This window comes from Pseudoalteromonas sp. 0303 (assembly GCF_013349995.1).
In the GTDB taxonomy this organism is placed as follows: Bacteria; Pseudomonadota; Gammaproteobacteria; order Enterobacterales; family Alteromonadaceae; genus Pseudoalteromonas.
Genome location: NZ_JABVXF010000007.1, coordinates 69,462 through 86,584, shown reverse-complemented (window position 1 = coordinate 86,584; position 17,123 = coordinate 69,462). Strand labels below are relative to the sequence as shown.

18 protein-coding genes and 1 tRNA gene are annotated in these 17,123 nt (G+C 40.9%); 10 read left to right on the top strand and 9 right to left on the bottom strand.

What is annotated here, in order from left to right; translation table 11 throughout:
- Positions 1-334: 334 nt before the first annotated feature.
- The 3 genes from HUS62_RS06935 to HUS62_RS06925 all read left to right on the top strand — a co-directional run bounded on the left by HUS62_RS06935 (position 335) and on the right by HUS62_RS06925 (position 2,134).
- Positions 335-928 (top strand): LuxR C-terminal-related transcriptional regulator, encoded by a 594-nt coding sequence (locus HUS62_RS06935; protein WP_175078981.1) that lies wholly within the window; start codon positions 335-337, stop codon positions 926-928.
- Between the two features lie 211 nt (positions 929-1,139).
- The gene (locus tag HUS62_RS06930; protein ID WP_258536730.1) at positions 1,140-1,982 is read left to right on the top strand and encodes a VOC family protein; all 843 of its coding nucleotides are present in this window, start codon (positions 1,140-1,142) and stop codon (positions 1,980-1,982) included.
- Positions 1,982-2,134, top strand: a complete 153-nt coding sequence (locus HUS62_RS06925; protein WP_167350228.1) for a hypothetical protein — start codon at positions 1,982-1,984, stop codon at positions 2,132-2,134. Before HUS62_RS06930 ends, HUS62_RS06925 begins: the two co-directional genes overlap by 1 nt.
- A 42-nt stretch (positions 2,135-2,176) precedes the next feature.
- Here HUS62_RS06925 and HUS62_RS06920 read toward each other — a convergent pair whose 3' ends face one another.
- The 8 genes from HUS62_RS06920 to rlmE form a co-directional block, all read right to left on the bottom strand.
- Entirely contained in the window at positions 2,177-3,121 is a 945-nt protein-coding gene (locus HUS62_RS06920; protein WP_175078980.1) for a general glycosylation pathway protein, read from the bottom strand.
- 200 nt (positions 3,122-3,321) lie between these two features.
- Positions 3,322-3,406, bottom strand: a tRNA-Leu gene (locus HUS62_RS06915).
- A gap of 76 nt (positions 3,407-3,482) precedes the next feature.
- Entirely contained in the window at positions 3,483-3,830 is a 348-nt protein-coding gene (secG, locus tag HUS62_RS06910; RefSeq protein WP_054551698.1) for a preprotein translocase subunit SecG, read from the bottom strand.
- A gap of 1 nt (position 3,831) precedes the next feature.
- Complete coding sequence (gene tpiA / locus HUS62_RS06905; protein ID WP_175078979.1) at positions 3,832-4,581, bottom strand: triose-phosphate isomerase; 750 nt, start codon at positions 4,579-4,581, stop codon at positions 3,832-3,834.
- Between the two features lie 69 nt (positions 4,582-4,650).
- Positions 4,651-6,006, bottom strand: coding sequence for a phosphoglucosamine mutase (glmM, locus tag HUS62_RS06900; protein ID WP_055196995.1), 1,356 nt, complete (start codon positions 6,004-6,006; stop codon positions 4,651-4,653).
- Entirely contained in the window at positions 5,999-6,847 is an 849-nt protein-coding gene (gene folP / locus HUS62_RS06895; RefSeq protein ID WP_175078978.1) for a dihydropteroate synthase, read from the bottom strand. The genes glmM and folP overlap by 8 nt, the downstream gene beginning before the upstream one ends.
- A gap of 106 nt (positions 6,848-6,953) precedes the next feature.
- Entirely contained in the window at positions 6,954-8,891 is a 1,938-nt protein-coding gene (gene ftsH, locus HUS62_RS06890) for an ATP-dependent zinc metalloprotease FtsH (RefSeq protein WP_055196998.1), read from the bottom strand.
- 66 nt (positions 8,892-8,957) lie between these two features.
- Positions 8,958-9,587 carry a 23S rRNA (uridine(2552)-2'-O)-methyltransferase RlmE gene (rlmE, locus tag HUS62_RS06885; protein ID WP_054551703.1) on the bottom strand — a complete coding sequence of 210 codons (630 nt, stop codon included), beginning with the start codon at positions 9,585-9,587 and terminating at the stop codon, positions 8,958-8,960.
- 89 nt (positions 9,588-9,676) lie between these two features.
- On the opposite strand from rlmE, the gene yhbY reads away from it, so the two are divergent.
- Positions 9,677-9,973: a ribosome assembly RNA-binding protein YhbY gene (yhbY, locus tag HUS62_RS06880; RefSeq protein WP_062564320.1), complete on the top strand. Its 297-nt coding sequence runs from the start codon at positions 9,677-9,679 to the stop codon at positions 9,971-9,973.
- Between the two features lie 105 nt (positions 9,974-10,078).
- Here the strand turns inward: yhbY and HUS62_RS06875 are convergent, their stop codons facing one another.
- A complete protein-coding gene (locus HUS62_RS06875) occupies positions 10,079-11,227 on the bottom strand; it encodes a serine hydrolase (protein ID WP_175078977.1) in 1,149 nt (382 codons plus the stop codon).
- A gap of 115 nt (positions 11,228-11,342) precedes the next feature.
- Here HUS62_RS06875 and HUS62_RS06870 point away from each other — a divergent pair, with 115 nt between their 5' ends.
- The 6 genes from HUS62_RS06870 to HUS62_RS06845 all read left to right on the top strand — a co-directional run bounded on the left by HUS62_RS06870 (position 11,343) and on the right by HUS62_RS06845 (position 17,095).
- The gene (locus tag HUS62_RS06870) at positions 11,343-12,149 is read left to right on the top strand and encodes a hypothetical protein (protein ID WP_175078976.1); all 807 of its coding nucleotides are present in this window, start codon (positions 11,343-11,345) and stop codon (positions 12,147-12,149) included.
- A 166-nt stretch (positions 12,150-12,315) separates the two neighbouring features.
- A complete protein-coding gene (locus HUS62_RS06865; RefSeq protein WP_175078975.1) occupies positions 12,316-13,155 on the top strand; it encodes a MipA/OmpV family protein in 840 nt (279 codons plus the stop codon).
- Positions 13,145-13,546: a DUF3019 domain-containing protein gene (locus HUS62_RS06860; protein ID WP_175078974.1), complete on the top strand. Its 402-nt coding sequence runs from the start codon at positions 13,145-13,147 to the stop codon at positions 13,544-13,546. The genes HUS62_RS06865 and HUS62_RS06860 overlap by 11 nt, the downstream gene beginning before the upstream one ends.
- 13 nt (positions 13,547-13,559) lie before the next feature.
- A complete protein-coding gene (locus HUS62_RS06855; protein WP_175078973.1) occupies positions 13,560-14,267 on the top strand; it encodes a response regulator transcription factor in 708 nt (235 codons plus the stop codon).
- 12 nt (positions 14,268-14,279) lie between these two features.
- On the top strand, positions 14,280-15,569 hold the full coding sequence (locus HUS62_RS06850; RefSeq protein ID WP_175078972.1) for an ATP-binding protein: 1,290 nt from the start codon (positions 14,280-14,282) through the stop codon (positions 15,567-15,569).
- 173 nt (positions 15,570-15,742) lie between these two features.
- Entirely contained in the window at positions 15,743-17,095 is a 1,353-nt protein-coding gene (locus HUS62_RS06845) for a sodium-dependent transporter (RefSeq protein ID WP_063529127.1), read from the top strand.
- Positions 17,096-17,123 lie beyond the last annotated feature (28 nt).

Below are 17,123 nucleotides of genomic sequence, written 5' to 3'. Positions count from 1 at the left end.
ATAAACCACTAGATTCTTTACAAAAAAGTAAATAAAAATAAATGTTTAGTTTTGTATTATCGCAGTAAACTTTCTGGGTAACACAATTAAAATGAACGAAAATGAACGTTATTTTTATTGCTTTTCAATCAAGTAGAAATAAATTTCAGAAATTTCTCAGCTTCAAAAGAGTACCTAGCTCAGGTAATATTTAATAAAGTGCAGCCAAGTTAGCAAAAACTAACTAAACAAAAATGTGCGCAAGATTTTCCTCTGTTGGAATTTCATTTTTTACACGTAATAATCAGCAACGCAATTTACTTGTTATCATTTACCGATAGTTTTTGGCGTGAATATGGATTTTCTTTTTAATAAAAACGCGGCTGATTTTGTGTCTTCTGCTTCGACTCTTCCTTACTGTATTGCGAATGATGAGAGAACATTGTTGCTCAATTACGACTCTTTAGACACTTTAACCAACCGTGAATTAATAAGCGAATTTATGAAGATCCAAGGCTTTCATCATTTGGTAATTTTTAATATGCCTGATAGAGCGGATGTGCTGCCATTAAAAGACTGGCCGAAACTAAAAGGGTTATTTTTTAAAAACACCAAGACAGATATTTTTGAACAAGGACTACAAGAAATTAAAAAAGGAGCTCTCTGGTTTCCAAGAACAGTGAGCGATAAATGGATGAGAGTGATGCTCGAAACTGAGCAAAAGAATCAGATTCAATCAAATAACTTAACGTTTAAAGAATCTAAAGTACTGCACTTGCTTTCTTCTGGCGCAACATGCCCTCAAATCGCCGATGCTTTATTTATTAGCGAAGCGACTGTGCGTGTTCACTTGCACAAGATTTACCAAAAAATTAATGTTAAAAACAAACAAAAAGCCTTGCAGTGGTGCGAAAGAAATATAGACAAACTCAATAAACTTGCGGGCTAAATTGCAAGTGAATTGTACCTAGGTAATACCTTATGACTCTGTTTCCATCCTAGCGCCTATAACTTGCTCTATACAGCATTGCTCAAAGCTTTAAGTATTTTTGCAAAATAATTATTTAACTCTTTGCCTTTTGGGAAAATCGTTTTTGATTGAATAACAAACAAATAATGGTCTATGCTTTTACTTGACCCCATTTTGCAAGGAGCAAACTTTGAAATTACTCACCCCCTTACGCGCTGCAATTTTAATGGCAGTCACAGCGGTCTCATTGACAGGTTGCCAGCTTACCTCAAGTGAATTACCTGCAATCAGTGATTCAGGAACAAAAAACTCAGGTCACGTTGTGTGGCATGATTTGATTACACCCAATTTGGCACAATCTCAAACATTTTATGGCAGTGTATTTGGTTGGCAATTCGAAGCCGTTAACGACAGCTATACGCTGGCATCATTAGATGGAAAATTAATTGCTGGTATGGCAGAGCTTGATAATAAACAAAATGCCAGCCATTGGCTGAGCCTTATCAGTAGTAAAGACATCGCTGCCGTTAGTGAAAAAACGATCGCAGCCGGAGGTAAAGTCTTAGTAAGCAGTACCGAAATTAAAGGCCGTGGCACTATTGCTGTATTAGAAGACCCCCAAGGGGCTGTTTTTTCACTGATCAATACCGTAAATGGTGACCCTGAAACTCAGCAAACTGATAACGGCTGGATTTGGCAAGAAGTATGGAGTGATAACCCAGAGCAGAGCAAAGCCTTTTACCAATCACTTGGTAATTATTCAGCACAAAGTAAACCGCTTAAAAATGGCAATTACAGCTACTTAGCCCTAAATGGCACACCTGCGATTGGCTTTGTAAAAAAACCAGATGCCGAGATAGGTAACACATGGGTGAATTACATTAAAGTAGCCGATGTTGACGCGACCCTATTAAAAGTAACCGCCGCAGGCGGCATAGTTCTAATGGCACCAAATGACAAAGTACGAAGTGGCAGCGTCGCCATTATTCGTGATCCAGCAGGCGCTGGTATTGTAATTCAGGAGCAAATGTAATGAATAAAAAAATGATTCGCTTAGCAGCTCTTGCGGCTGCAATGTTAGCTTTAAATGCCTGCACCCCATATGCAAGCCTAGATATTAATGCGCCGTTTAAAGTAGGCCCTGTGTACGTTAACCCTAGTATTGGTATTGGCGGTACACTTTAATCAATTTCAGGGCGCTGCGTTTTAAACAAAGCGCCCTATTCATTAATGTTTTACTTTTAAGCGTTGCACCTGGGTCAATACATCTTCAGCCTTGGCGCCTAGGTAAACGTAAATTGCCAGTGCAATCAACAGACCTACCACAGCAAACATCATCAATACAGCAGGTATAACATACTCAGTTTGCCCGAGTGCTGCTTTAAACATGGTTAGTAAAGCTTCTATCGATACAGCAATCAAAATTGTTGAGATAAAACGTGTGATCGTACGTCTTGTTGAGCTGTGGCGAAAAATATCCTTATGCATGAGGATTTCTTCTTCTAGAATTGTTTTGCCTAAATCAAAAATGGCCAACGCTAAAGTAACAAAGATAATAATGGTAAAAGGCTTAAGCGGGTCTGACTGGGTATCTTCGCTTATGACTAAGTCCACCATACCGGCAAACACTTTATATAACAGGTAAAATACCAAACAGAATAAGCAAGCTACAATCAGGCCATAACCTACCTTAAAGTAAGGAGTCATTCTGGCTCGCTTGGTGTCTCCCATAATAAATTCAATCAGCTCTGTTAAACACACATCGATAACCAAAAACTGCTGTTCATCGTTGCCTGAAGGGATTGTTTTGATCACTGAGATACAAAGGTGTTTAGTCGCAGTCGAAATATATGGCGAAGTAAAGTGCGGAACAGGCGCAGCAGAGGCGACTAAAAAATAAGGTCGAGCGCTTAAATCTTGCCCAGCTCCAACATTACCTAGTTTCTTTTTGTACTGACGCTTAAAACAAACATTATCACCTTGCTGAATGCCTTGCTCATTCAAACAATATTGTAATTCTAGAAATGGGTATTGATTGACAAGCTGTTGATACGCTTGCTTGTTAGTCAACGATGCCTGAACACTGGCAAGTATAGAAAGAAGCAGTTCATGAATAAGCTGTTGTTGCTCTTCATAGCGTTCTATAGCACTTAAATAACTCATTCTTGCCATCTTGCTTCCTCAAAGTAGTAGAGATACCCACTCTAGTTAAGCAAGGAAGGCTCCAAGTTTTATTTTACTTAATAATCAATAAGTTAATCTCGGGCAGGGGAATACCATTAGAATAAAAGCACTATAAAGGTGCGCATTTTGTTTTATTAAGCACTAAAACGAAAAAAGCTGTAACTCAGTGAGTTACAGCTTTTTAATTTTGGTGCGGATGGGGGGACTTGAACCCCCACGGCCGAAGCCACCACCCCCTCAAGATGGCGTGTCTACCAATTCCACCACATCCGCATACAATTCTGTATGTTGTTAAGCTTAACGTTTACTTGAGGAGTGAAAACTGCTTAACGATAATTAGCAAAGCTAATTAGTTAGGTACGTCAGACGTTTTATCTTCTGTCGCAGGCACATCAGATTGTGCTGGCGTTACAGTTTCAACAGCTGGCGCAGCTTCTAGGTTTTCCCACTCATCAGTCTTTTTGATTTGACCTGCAGTAAGGTTACCTAGAACAATACTTAGTACGAAGAAAATCGTCGCTAAGATTGTTGTTGTTTTAGTCATGAAGTTACCAGCACCTGATGAGCCAAATACGGTACCAGAAGCGCCAGCACCAAATGATGAACCCATATCTGCGCCTTTACCTTGTTGGATTAAAACCATACCAACTAATGCTAAAGCAACAATTAAATAAACTACTAATAAAATTTCGTACATCTTATACGGTCCCTTTTGCACTTTCACAGATAGCAGTAAATGAATCTGCTTTAAGACTCGCGCCACCAATAAGGCCGCCGTCTATATCTGGTTGTGCAAATAATAATTCGCTATTTTTTTCATTCACGCTACCACCATATAAGATGGTTAATTGCTGTGCTACGTCGCTATCTGAAGAAGCAATCTTCTCGCGGATAAACTTGTGCACGGCTTGCGCTTGCTCAGGAGAGGCAGTCTTACCTGTGCCAATGGCCCAAACGGGCTCGTATGCTACCACAGAATTCTTCAGTGCTGCTACACCTAATTTGCTAATTACAGCATCAATTTGAGCTGCAACCACTAATTCAGTTTCGTTTGCTTCACGTTGCTGCTCGCTTTCACCCACACATAGGATAGGAGTTAAGCCAACTTGCTGCGCTCGCGCAAACTTATCTGCAACAACGTCATCTGACTCACCGTAAATGCTACGACGTTCAGAGTGACCAACCAAGGTGTAAGTTGCCCCTAAGTCTTTTACTAACTGAGCATCTACTTCACCAGTAAAAGCACCAGCTTGGTTTTCAGAGACTGTTTGCGAACCAAACGTGACGTTTTGTTGCTGCAAAGAACTCAACAATGGGAATGGTGGAAACACCACTATATGCAGTTCATCCGATTGAACATTTTTGATAGCAGTTGATAACTGTTTAACAAGCTCTAAAGAGCCGTTCATTTTCCAATTACCTGCGACCATCGGCTTACGTGTTGCCATTATTCCACTCCACATTAGAAAGCGGGCAAGATACTAACTCGACTCGCCCAAAGTTACAAGAGGTTATTGTTATGCTTGGGTTTGTTTGCTCACAGTTTCGACAACTTCAGCTATTTTGCGAGCACTATCAAGCACAACTTTTTCCTGCTCAGCTTCAACCATTACTCGAACGACAGGCTCTGTACCTGATTTTCGAAGTAATACTCGGCCTGTATCGCCTAATTGCTCTTCAACATGAGCTACCATGTCAACTACAGCTTGATCTTGCGTCGGATCGGTACCTTGAGGGTAACGAACATTGATCATTTTCATTGGGTATTTTGTAAAACCAGCCCCTAAGTCTTGCAACGTTTTATTCTGTGCAACCATTGCTGCTAACACTTGCAAGCTTGAGATAATGCCATCACCCGTGCTGATTAAATCAAGATTTAATACGTGACCTGAACTTTCACCGCCGATTTTCCAGCCATTTTCTTGCAGTAGTTCCATCACGTAACGATCGCCTACTTTACTGCGAGCGAAACCAATACCGCGCGCTTTTAAGGCATTTTCTAGACCCATGTTTGACATAACAGTGCCAACGACACCACCACCTAAAATATCGTCATTTGCAGCTTGGCAAGCAATAATATAGACAATGTCATCACCATCAAATACACGACCATTGTGGTCAACCATCATTACTCGGTCACCATCACCATCGTAGGCAATACCAACATCAGCATTATGCTCTAATACTTTGCGTTTAAGCGTTTCAACATGGGTTGCACCACACTCAAGGTTGATATTTACCCCGTTTGGCTCGCAGGCGTGACAGATAACCTCAGCACCTAACTCACGCATTACTGACGGTGCAATATGGTATGTAGCACCATTTGCGCAATCGAGTACAATTTTTAGACCTTCTAGCGATAAGCCTTGTGGGAATTGGCTTTTACAAAACTCAATGTAGCGACCATCAGCTGTTTCTAAACGACGCGCTTTACCAAGCTTGTCAGAGGCAACGCAGGTCATTGGCTCATCCATCATAGCTTCGATTTCAAGCTCAACTTCATCAGGTAGCTTTAAGCCCCTGCTTGAAAAGAATTTAATACCGTTATCATGGTAAGGATTATGAGATGCACTAATTACAATACCCGCTTCAGCACGGAAAGTTTGCGTAAGATATGCAACTGCTGGTGTTGGCATTGGCCCTAACAAAACTACATCAATACCAGCAGCAATCAAACCTGCCTCAAGTGATGTTTCAAGCATATAGCCAGAAATGCGGGTATCTTTACCAATAATAACCTTTTTAGTGCCAATTTTTGATAAAACACGACCTGCAGCCCATCCAAGCTTTAGCGCAAATTCTGGAGTGATTGGGTACTCACCAACCATGCCTCGTACACCGTCCGTGCCAAAATATTTTCTTGTTTTACTCATTTGTAATTCCTTTAGTACATGCTTGCCAAACGTTAAGCACATCAACTGTTTCTTGTACGTCATGAACGCGAATGATTTTAGCACCATTTTGTGCTGCAATCAGCGCGCCGCCAAGGCTTCCCGCTAAGCGTTCATGTGTGTCTCTATTTAATAAATTACCGATCATTGATTTACGAGATAACCCCGCAAGAACCGGTAACTTGAATTGGTTAAATACATCAAACTTATTTAAGATTTCGTAATTATGAGCCAGTGTTTTACCAAAGCCAAAACCTGGGTCTAAAATAATACGTTGTTGCTGAATGCCCGCTTGCTCACACGCGGCTAAACGCTCTGCAAAGAATTCGTTAATATCAGCAAATAAATCATCATAATGTGGGTTACTTTGCATAGTGCGAGGCTGACCTTGCATATGCATTAAGCAAATTGCTACCTCTGGGTATTGTGCCAACACCTCTACCGCCCCAGGCTCCTGTAATGCTCTGACATCATTGATTATGTCAGCCCCTGCAATTATTGCTTGGCGCATTACTTCACTTTTGCTGGTATCAATGGAAATAATACAATCACTGCTTGCTCTAAGCGCTTTAACTAAAGGAATAACGCGTTCAAGTTCATCTTCAAGAGATACATCAGGTGCCCCTGGGCGAGTTGACTCACCACCTATATCAATTATTTTTGCACCTTGATTTAATAACGTATGAGCTTGTTTGACAGCGCTGTCTAGCTGGCAATAACTTCCACCATCAGAAAATGAATCAGGAGTGACATTTAGAATCCCCATCACCACTGGGGAGTCGAGGTGTAAAATACGACCTCGGGGTAATTTAAGAGCGGTCATTTTTACCTTCAAACTTCCATGCATTTGCTCAACAACGATAGTGAGCCAATTTTATGCTACAAAAAAGCCCCGGCATCCGGGGCTTTTGCTTTTTATATTTTAACGACTATTCAGGTTTGTCATCAAGGCTTGTTTCATCCTTTTTTACTGAATCATCCGCTTTTGTCTCATTAACAACAGGCTCAGCCTTCGCACTAGGCTTTTTATCATCTGAGCGACGGTCATGAACATCACGCGGCTCACGTACAGGCTGACGAGCCATTAAGTCATCAATTTGACCCGCATCAATCGTCTCGTACTTCATTAGTGCATCTTTCATCGCATGTAAGATATCAATGTTATCTTTTAGGATTTGCTCTGCACGTTGATAGTTACGATCTGAGAATAAACGAACTTCTGTGTCGATCACTTTCGCTGTTTCATCAGACATGCTCATAGAGCGACTACCGCCGCCACCCATGTACATTTCGTTTTGATCTTCAGCGTAAAGTAATGGACCTAGTTTTTCACTAAGACCCCATTGAGTAACCATTTTACGAGCAATATCTGTTGCACGTTCAATATCGTTACTTGCACCAGTTGTCACTTTATCTTCACCGTAGATCAGCGCTTCAGCAATACGACCACCGTAAAGACTAGAGATCATTGACTCTAAAAGCTCTTTTGAGTGGCTCACACGGTCTTGCTCAGGCAAGTACATAGTAACACCTAACGCACGTCCACGAGGAATGATAGACACTTTATAAACTGGATCATGTTCAGGTACCATGCGACCAACAATCGCGTGACCCGCTTCATGGTAAGCAGTCATTTCTTTTTCCTGCTCACTCATCACCATGGTCTTGCGCTCTGCACCCATCATGATTTTATCTTTTGCAGCGTCAAACTCTGCCATGCTTACTACGCGTTTGTTACCACGAGCTGCATATAACGCGGCTTCGTTAACTAAGTTTGCAAGGTCAGCACCAGAGAAACCTGGCGTACCACGTGCAATAACTGCGGCTTCTACGTTGTCGCCTAGTGGCACTTTACGCATGTGAACTTTAAGGATTTGTTCACGGCCACGAATATCAGGAAGACCAACAACAACTTGGCGGTCAAAGCGACCAGGACGTAATAACGCTGGGTCTAATACATCTGGGCGGTTCGTTGCAGCGATAACGATAATACCTTCGTTACCTTCAAAGCCGTCCATTTCAACAAGCATTTGGTTTAGTGTTTGCTCACGCTCATCGTGACCACCACCCATGCCAGCGCCACGTTTACGGCCTACTGCATCGATTTCATCTATAAAGATGATACAAGGTGCTGCTTTTTTCGCTTGCTCAAACATGTCACGTACACGTGATGCACCAACACCTACAAACATTTCAACGAAATCAGAACCTGAAATTGTGAAAAATGGCACTTTAGCTTCACCAGCTACTGCTTTAGCAAGTAACGTTTTACCCGTACCTGGAGGGCCAACCATCAACACGCCTTTCGGGATGCTACCACCTAGCTTTTGGAATTTTGATGGGTCACGTAAGAAGTCAACCAGCTCAGTTACATCTTCTTTCGCTTCGTCACAACCAGCGACATCAGCAAACGTAGTTTTAACTTGGTCTTCACTCATCAGGCGCGCTTTACTCTTACCGAAAGACATCGCGCCTTTACCGCCACCACCTTGCATTTGACGCATGAAGAAAATCCATACACCAATAAGCAGTAACATCGGGAACCAAGAGATTAAAATGCTGGCGAGGAATGACTGCTCTTCTGGCTTAACGCCTTTTACATTAACGTTGCTTTTTAAAAGATCATTCAAGATGTCTTTATCATACATTGGCATGATGGTTTGAAAGCGCTCACCATTTGTTTTAGTACCAGTAATCGTACCTGTGGTGCTTTCAATTGAGACCTCTTGGATAGCGCCACTACGAGCGTCGCTAACAAATTGAGTGTAACTTGTTTGGCGATCTGCCTGATCACCACCATTAAAGCTCTGAAACACTGACATTAGCACTACTGCAATGACCAGCCAGAGTATTAGATTTTTCGCCATATCGCTCAAGGAGTTAACCTCTTGTATCCAATTAATTTAAATTCAACTTAACGCAGCACAACTGTACTACAGTTTGTAGCCTGTCGCCACTATATAAACTTCCCGAGAACGGGCGCGTGATGCATCGGGCTTTCTAATTTTAACCGCTTTAAAGCTATTACGTACTTCCTGCAAGTATTGATCAAATCCTTCGCCTTGGAAGACTTTGACACAAAATGCGCCATTTTTCTTTAAAACTTGGTGACACATATCTAATGCCAACTCAACTAAGTACATACTACCAGCTTGGTCAACAGATGTATTGCCACTCATATTAGGTGCCATATCAGAAAAAACTACATCAACATTTTTTCCATCAATACGCGTTAAAAGCGCATCAAGCACCGCTTCTTCACGAAAGTCGCCTTGTAAGAAGTCAACACCTGCAAGCGAGTCCATAGGCAAGATATCACAAGCAATTACTTGGCCTTTATCACCTACTTTTTCTGCTAGATATTGCGACCAACTACCTGGCGCAGCACCTAAGTCAACCACCGTCATCGATGGTTTGATTAATTTATCTTTGTTTTGAATTTCGTCTAATTTGAATACCGCACGAGAACGCCAACCTTTCTTTTGCGCTTCGTGAACATAAGGATCGTCGAAATGTTCTTTCAGCCAACGCTTAGAACTGGCTGAATGTTTTTTATTTGCCATAAAATTAATACGTAACTAATTAGTAATATTCTTTAGATGGCGTTAGAATACCCTTAATTCAAGCCATATTCAGCAAAATTTGTAACATGATGAAATTATCGAACAAACAAAAGCAGTTTTTAAAAGGCCAAGCGCACAGTTTAAAACCTGTTGTATTACTTGGTGCAAACGGATTAACAGAAGGCGTTTTAGTTGAAATTGAAAGCGCTCTAGAAATTCATGAACTAATCAAAGTTAAAGTTCCTACAGATGAACGTGAAACTAAAGCATTGATTTTTGATGCAATTGTTCGCGAGACAGGCGCAACAAAACTACAAACAATTGGCCATACAATTGTATTGTATCGCCAAAGCGAAGAGAAAAAGATTCAATTACCACGCGGTTAATCCTGCCTTGTGAAATTTCGAATCAGAAAAAGCCAGCAAATATGCTGGCTTTTTTGTAGACAAAAATAATTTTGCATTAATTTGTAACTAAACTTTTTTCTTAAGCTATTTTTGTTCTCGTGTGTATTTAAGTACCCGATTAATAAACTCGGTGGTTAGCTCATTAATTAACCCTGTTTCAGCATTTAGAACTAAGCTGAACCCTATATTTAAATGTGGGAACACCACAATATCGCTGCGATAACCTTGTACCCAACCACTGTGGTAATAAAGTACTTCATCATCATAGTTGTAAACACGCCAGCCCAATCCATAGTATGCGTCTTTAACATGACTTCGCCAAACTCGGCGACGCGTTTCTTTTTTTGTATGTGTATAAGGACGCGTTTGTTTGATCAACGCGTCTAGTGGTAATACGTCTGGGTATTGTCCTAACTGTGCATTCAACCAAATAGCCATGTCATTTGCGCTGGCGTTCACACCTGCAGCCGCAGGCACTTTATAATAGTTCTTCTTCAACCTTGATGTATACCAACGCTTTCTACCGCGTACATGAGGGTGAGCATAGTTATTGTCTTTAACCATTCCCTCAAAACCAACACTGGCATCCACCATTTTTAATGGCGCAAATATATATTCTGAAATCCAATGTGAGTAGTCCATCTGTGTTGATTGATAAATCACTGAGTCAATCAAACTAAACATCACATTTTGATAGCCGTAACACTCGCTTGGTTTACAGATAGGCTCAACAGTCAATAGCCGCTCGACAATGTCTGGATAACTCATACGAGACTCAATTAGGTTATCGTATGCATTAGGTACTAGGCCACTAGAATGACTAAGGATGTGATAAATTTTTAAGTCATCTTTGTAAGCAGTATTAGAAAAAGCAGGAATAAACTTACTTATTGGGTCATCAATATTAAACTCCCCTTGCGCTGCAAGTTTAGCAGTTAATGAGCCCGCAAAGGTTTTAGAGACTGATGCCAATCGAAAGCGGGTATGTTTATCGACTTTACGACCTTTTTCTATTTTTGTTCGACCAATACCATTAATAAAATCATCATGACCAATATTTACAATCGCCAATGAACCACCTGGTATCCCTTTACTTTTTAATTTTCGGGTAAGGTGTTTATTATAATCAGCAACGAAAGTTTGCCATTGCTTATCACTCGAAGCAGCTTCTCCGCTAACAAAAAGCAGTAAAAAAGAAAAAAGAAAAGGGATTAAAGATAAGCTGTACTTCATTATTTATTTTTTTAAGTCTGTTTAGGAAGTTTCTTATAACATAATATCATGAACTTTTGCCTCGACTAACGTACAATACGCTTAATCTTAATTTTTTATGGGTAGACTATTTTTCATGCGCTTACTTGTAGTTTTGTTTTTTACTTTAATTTCAGCTGGTTGTGCCCTTAAACCTGAACCTGCACCATTACTTTCGATGCCAAAGAAACCAAGCTTACAAAGCCAACGTTTTCAAGTTGAGTACCAAACAGAGCATGCAGCTCCTAAAGTGAAGTCAGTACAGTTGCCTGCACATGCAGTGAGTAAAAACCAAACTGTGGTGATAGTTGCCGACAAAACCAGTGTGACTGATACCCTTTATGGTCAGCTTAGAGAAGCACTTGCAGCCAAACAATTAAAGGTTGTAGAAGATGGCACTAAAGCAGATTATACCCTATCTATTCATCAGCTTGATCTTGAGCTTATAGAAGACACAGAATATCAATTGGTAATACCAGAAAAGCCTCTGCCTTTATTTGATGAAGTAGCAAAACAGTTTCCAGTTCAGCAATGTGCAACGATCTTAGGTCAAGTAAGCATGCGCTTAACTCATAGAAAAACCGGTGATGTTGTGTGGTTTGCAAAGTCATCAATTGACAGCGCAAGCTTTCACCGTGAGCCTCTGATCTACAGCTTTGAACAACAGCAGCTAATAAAGAATGAACTTGAAGTAGCGACTTTTGTACATGAACAAAACTCTGAAGAGGCACGTATGGCACGAGTTAACCAAGAAGTAACGATTCCTGCTTATCAAACTATCACGCGAATGAACGAATTTAAAAAGGAACAAGGACCGTGTAACCGTACAGAAATTAGTGCACTTACACCTATGATGCAGTACTACCTGAGCAGCATTTTAATCGATAAAATAAAAGTTCAGTAACTAACTTTTGCTGTTTGTCTGCCCATAGGCAAACAGCTTCCCTCCTTGAATTTGCAACACTTTCTTACACTTCCAATTTCTGTTACTACATTTTTTTACAGATTACAGGAACTCCTTAACAATATACTATAAGCTATTACCCTTTCTCACAGACAAGGAAGCAACATTGCGAGCTTACAGTGCCCTATTATTGATATGTTTAACCTTGCTTAGTAGCACAAGCCAAGCAAGTAACCGCTATTATGCAGACAATACTTTAGAGCCAAGCCAAGGCTTTGCATGGGACTGGGGCATTGGTTTAGGTTACTACATTGAAGATTCTTACCTTGTAGGCATGGACTCTTATAATGATGGCATAGAGCCAGACGTACACCTCGCCGTTTCTTACAACAGCTTTTACCTCGATTACGACCAAAGCCAACTTAGCGGCGGTTTAACCCTAGGTTACAGTGTTATCGATAAATTTGAATGGGGCTTAGATATTGTCGGCACCAACATTCAATCTGGCTTTGATGAAACAGGCTTAAATATTTATGGTAACGAAGTAATTAAAGAGCTTGAAGGGATCAGAACACGCGACTACGACTTTGATGTAGGTCTTCGCCTATCACGTCGCTTTGAAAACTCGCAAATTTCATTTGAATACCTGCATGATATTTCAGGTGCACATAATGGCTGGGTAATGAATTCGTTTTTTAGCCAGATCATCCCTTGGCGAAATTGGGAATTTCGCTCTGGCGTTGGCTTAAGTGCCTACTCAGAAGATTTTACAAATTACTACTTTGGCATTTCAGAAGCTGAAGCGCTAGAAAATCGCCCTGTATATAACCCAGATACCTCTTACAGCCTTATTTTTGAATTGCATGCAGAATACCCAATTAACAGGCATTGGGTGTTTCTAACTGGTTGGTTATCGACTTGGTTTTCAAACGATATTCACCAAAGCCCTATAATTTCTCAAGAGTATCAGCATAAAGCCAAGGTAGGCGTGCGTTATGTTTTCTAAGTATTACTTGTGCTTTACCTTATTACTGTCGGGGCCATTACTCGCTGAGCAACAGTCTGCAGGTAAGAAAGATATTGAAAATGCGTTAGTTGCCCTGCCCGACACTTGCGTAGCGCTGCGTGAAGGTAGAAATTGCTTCGCAGAAGTTGATTTAACATGGCATCAAGAGCAAGTTGGCAATTACTGCTTACGTAACGCACAAAGCAAGCACATTATTCAGTGCTGGTTGATGCAACAAAAAGGCTTATTTAGATACCAATTTGATTCAGCACAAACCATAGGTTTTGAACTTATAAGCAGTGATAACGGTAAGGTTGTCGCAAGCACTGAAATACAATTACAGTGGGTCTATCAAAATCGTCAGAAGAAACGTCGTTGGCGGCTGTTCTAAGCAGGAGTAAATAATGGAACATTACGGAACTATCTTATTAGTAGAAGATGATATTTCTCTCGCCAATTGGGTTGCGGAATATTTAATTGAACAAGGCTACCAAACAACCATATGCCAACGTGGCGACCAAGTCGTTGAGCAGGTACGTAAAACAACCCCTGACTTAGTTTTGTTAGATATTATGCTTCCGGGTCAAGACGGTATTAGTGTGTGCCGTGATTTAAGACAGTTTTATCACGCCCCGATTATTATGCTCACCGCACGTGATGATGAAATGGATGAAGTGATTGGCCTTGAAGTTGGTGCCAGTGATTACATGATGAAACCCGTTCGCCCTCGCGCTTTATTAGCACGTATAAAAGCAGCACTTCGCTCTAAATCAGATACACAAGAATCAAGCACAAGCTCTGAGCTTATTAATGTGGGTAAGTTATCAATCAATACTGAGTCACGTACCGTTTACTTTAATAATGATGAGGTTCATATCTCAAGCGCTGAGTACCTACTACTGCATTATTTAGCAAGTAATGCAGGCCAAGTAGTTTCACGTGATGCGGTATTTAAGGCAACGAAAGGGCGCGAATATGATGGCTTAGACAGAAGTGTGGATGTGCTGATTTCATCATTACGTAAAAAATTTAATGATGACCCTCAGCACCCTGAAAAAATTAAAACTATCTGGGGCAAAGGCTATTTACTTGTTGCCACTGCTTGGCAATAACGACTCGCGCCTGTGAAAAAGTTCTATATCTCACTCCTTGGCAGTGCCCTGCTTTCAATCATCGTGTTGGGTTGGCTAATTGATGCTTTTAGCCAACAAACCCAAGCACCTCAAGATGTGTTTTCTAGCGAAACACAAATGATTAAAGGCTTTGCAAAGCAACTCGCTAAGCATGATGCTAAAGATCGTGAGCAAGCAATTACAGAAATTAACCAAAACTTTGCTGTGCAACTAGAGTATCGCCCTACACAGTCGCTCGCGCTACCTCATTCATTGTTAGCACAAATGACCCAACCTAGCGGCCTTATCCTCGAAGATCAACAAGGCTACTATTTGCTTTATAGTGAAGCCGCTTTAGGCACGCACCACTTAAAAATGCGTTTAGATAAAGACTTAACACACGAGCAAGGCAACGATGTATTACTCACCTTGTTGTTCTACGCTGGGTTATGCGTATTTATGGGCTTTATCATTGCGCCACTGGCCAAGCGTTTAACGGTATTAAACGAAGCGGCACAACGCTTTGCTAAAGGTGATTTAAAAAGCCGTATTCACTTATCTCACTTTACCTATATCAAAGATGTTGAGCTGACATTCAACCGTATGGCGAGTCAAATTGAAAAACTTCTTGATGAAAATAAGTTAATGGCATCAAGTTTATCTCACGATATTCGCACACCTATCGCCTGCTTACGATTTGGTCTAGAGGCAGCACAGGATTGTAGCAATGACGAAAAGCGCCTTGAGTATCTTGCACGAATGGAAAACGACTTAGATCAAATGGAGTCAATGCTAAAAAGTTACTTGGCATTTGCAACCCTTGAGCAAAAAGCGAATCAGCTGACCTTTAATCATTCTGATCTAGAAATCTATATTCTGACTTTAATCCATCAGATTGAACCTAAGCTTGAACAACAAGGCTTGCGTATTAATCACCACGTTGAAGGCGATGATATTTGTGCTGATTTACACTGGTTAGCTCGGGCCATTGTTAACTTATTAAGTAATGCTTGCGACTTTGCTGAATCAGAAATTTTACTCAGTGCTACGAGTACCAGTGAATCCGTTACCATAAAAATTGAAGATGACGGTCCGGGTGTCAGCGAACAAAACTGGCAAAAAGTATTTAGTCCATTTTTCCAAGAACAAACACATCGTAACCGGGATGGAGAAAGCTACGGGCTTGGCCTTGCTATCGTTGCGAAAGTGGTTGATTGGCATCATGGCACGGTCGAAGTATCAAAAAGTAAGCAACTAGGTGGCGCGTGTTTTAGCTTAACAATCCAAAATAAAAGCCAATAAACATGTTTCATTTGTGTTAATTGTTTCGTATTGTAATGCGCAATTGCACGAATTCTACGCTGACAGCTCGCACATAACGAAGAACAACCAAAATGCGGATGATTAACCCTTTTTATTTAGTGTTAATTCGAGTAGATTGTCAGCGCCGTCACAAATAGAGAAGTAACAATAATATGAGCGCATCACGTGGGGAGTTCAGCTCCCGCTTTGGATTTATTATGGCTGCAGCAGGCTCTGCTGTTGGCTTAGGAAATATTTGGGGTTTCCCAACACAAACTGCAAGTAATGGCGGTGCCGCGTTTTTAGTGGCTTATTTAGTGTTAGCATTTTGTCTTGCTTATCCTGCTTTAATGGCTGAGTTAGTAATTGGTCGTCATGGTCAAGCTAATGCCGTCACTTCACTTCGAAAAGTAACGAATCAAGCATGGCAAAAGAAGTTCGCCTTCATGGTGGGTTTTGGCGGTATTATTTGTGCGGGTCTAATTTTAAGCTTCTATGCGATTGTGGCTGGCTGGATGCTGAGTGCGACCCTTGAACCTGTTGCACAATTAGCCGGTCAAGAGCAAGCTGGTACTTGGCTTAGTGAGCAGTCACTATCAAGAAACCTTCTATTCACTGCCGCATTTATTATTTTAACCGTCTCTATTATCTCTAAGGGCGTAGAAAACGGCATAGAAAAATGGTCTAAGCGCTTAATGCCTGCCCTGTTAGGGATTTTGTTTATGCTAATCATCTATGTAATGACGCAAGATGGCGCAATGGAAGGTCTAAAGGCGTATTTAGTGCCAGACTTTTCATCGATTTTAAACCCTGAGTTATTAGTGAATGCACTAGGACAAGCATTTTTCTCATTGTCGCTTGGTACCAGCGTAATGATCATCTACGGCTCATACATTAGCAAAAAAGAAAACCTAGTATCGTTAGGCGCTTATGTGACTTTAATCGATGTGTTCATTGCCTTTGTAGCGGGTTTACTCATTATTCCAGCTATGTATGTTGCTCAAGCTCAAGGCGTACAAATTTTCTCTGCTGAAGGCGCACTACTTTCAGAAGATACCTTAGTATTCCAAGTGCTGCCGGCACTATTCACTAGCATGGGTAATGTGGGTATTTTTGTTGGCTTTGCATTTTTTGCGTTAATGAGTATTGCAGCGTTAACCTCATCGATTTCGATGCTAGAAGCACCTGTTTCCTATGCTGTTGAACGCTTTGCGTTAAAGCGTGTGCAAGCTACATGGATCATTGGCGGTATTATTGCGCTCATTAGTTTTACAATTGTCTTTAACCTAGGCACCTTGTTTGGCTTTGTGATCACCTTAACCACTAAGATTGGTCAACCGATTCTAGGCTTAATGTGTTGTATTTTTGTTGGTTGGATTTGGCATCGCGCGTCACTGCTAAAAGAAATTCAACAAGGATGCCCTGAAGCTGCCAATAGCTTCTTCTGGAAAGTATGGCCATGGTATATCAAGTTTATTTGCCCACTAGCCATTTCGCTCGTATTTGCTAACTCTCTGTTAAGCTAACAAATGTTTATGTTTGAAGTGGCCATTT

What these genes read in the sequence shown, in the direction of transcription:
- tpiA (WP_175078979.1), bottom strand. Translation starts at nt 4,581, where the DNA reads ATGGCAACACGTAAGCCGATGGTCGCAGGTAATTGGAAAATGAACGGC.
- glmM (WP_055196995.1), bottom strand. Translation starts at nt 6,006, where the DNA reads ATGAGTAAAACAAGAAAATATTTTGGCACGGACGGTGTACGAGGCATG.
- HUS62_RS06860 (WP_175078974.1), top strand. Translation starts at nt 13,145, where the DNA reads ATGTTTTCTAAGTATTACTTGTGCTTTACCTTATTACTGTCGGGGCCA.
- HUS62_RS06875 (WP_175078977.1), bottom strand. Translation starts at nt 11,227, where the DNA reads ATGAAGTACAGCTTATCTTTAATCCCTTTTCTTTTTTCTTTTTTACTG.
- secG (WP_054551698.1), bottom strand. Translation starts at nt 3,830, where the DNA reads ATGTACGAAATTTTATTAGTAGTTTATTTAATTGTTGCTTTAGCATTA.
- yhbY (WP_062564320.1), top strand. Translation starts at nt 9,677, where the DNA reads ATGAAATTATCGAACAAACAAAAGCAGTTTTTAAAAGGCCAAGCGCAC.
- folP (WP_175078978.1), bottom strand. Translation starts at nt 6,847, where the DNA reads ATGACCGCTCTTAAATTACCCCGAGGTCGTATTTTACACCTCGACTCC.
- ftsH (WP_055196998.1), bottom strand. Translation starts at nt 8,891, where the DNA reads ATGGCGAAAAATCTAATACTCTGGCTGGTCATTGCAGTAGTGCTAATG.
- HUS62_RS06935 (WP_175078981.1), top strand. Translation starts at nt 335, where the DNA reads ATGGATTTTCTTTTTAATAAAAACGCGGCTGATTTTGTGTCTTCTGCT.
- HUS62_RS06925 (WP_167350228.1), top strand. Translation starts at nt 1,982, where the DNA reads ATGAATAAAAAAATGATTCGCTTAGCAGCTCTTGCGGCTGCAATGTTA.
- HUS62_RS06845 (WP_063529127.1), top strand. Translation starts at nt 15,743, where the DNA reads ATGAGCGCATCACGTGGGGAGTTCAGCTCCCGCTTTGGATTTATTATG.
- rlmE (WP_054551703.1), bottom strand. Translation starts at nt 9,587, where the DNA reads ATGGCAAATAAAAAACATTCAGCCAGTTCTAAGCGTTGGCTGAAAGAA.
- HUS62_RS06870 (WP_175078976.1), top strand. Translation starts at nt 11,343, where the DNA reads ATGCGCTTACTTGTAGTTTTGTTTTTTACTTTAATTTCAGCTGGTTGT.
- HUS62_RS06855 (WP_175078973.1), top strand. Translation starts at nt 13,560, where the DNA reads ATGGAACATTACGGAACTATCTTATTAGTAGAAGATGATATTTCTCTC.
- HUS62_RS06920 (WP_175078980.1), bottom strand. Translation starts at nt 3,121, where the DNA reads ATGGCAAGAATGAGTTATTTAAGTGCTATAGAACGCTATGAAGAGCAA.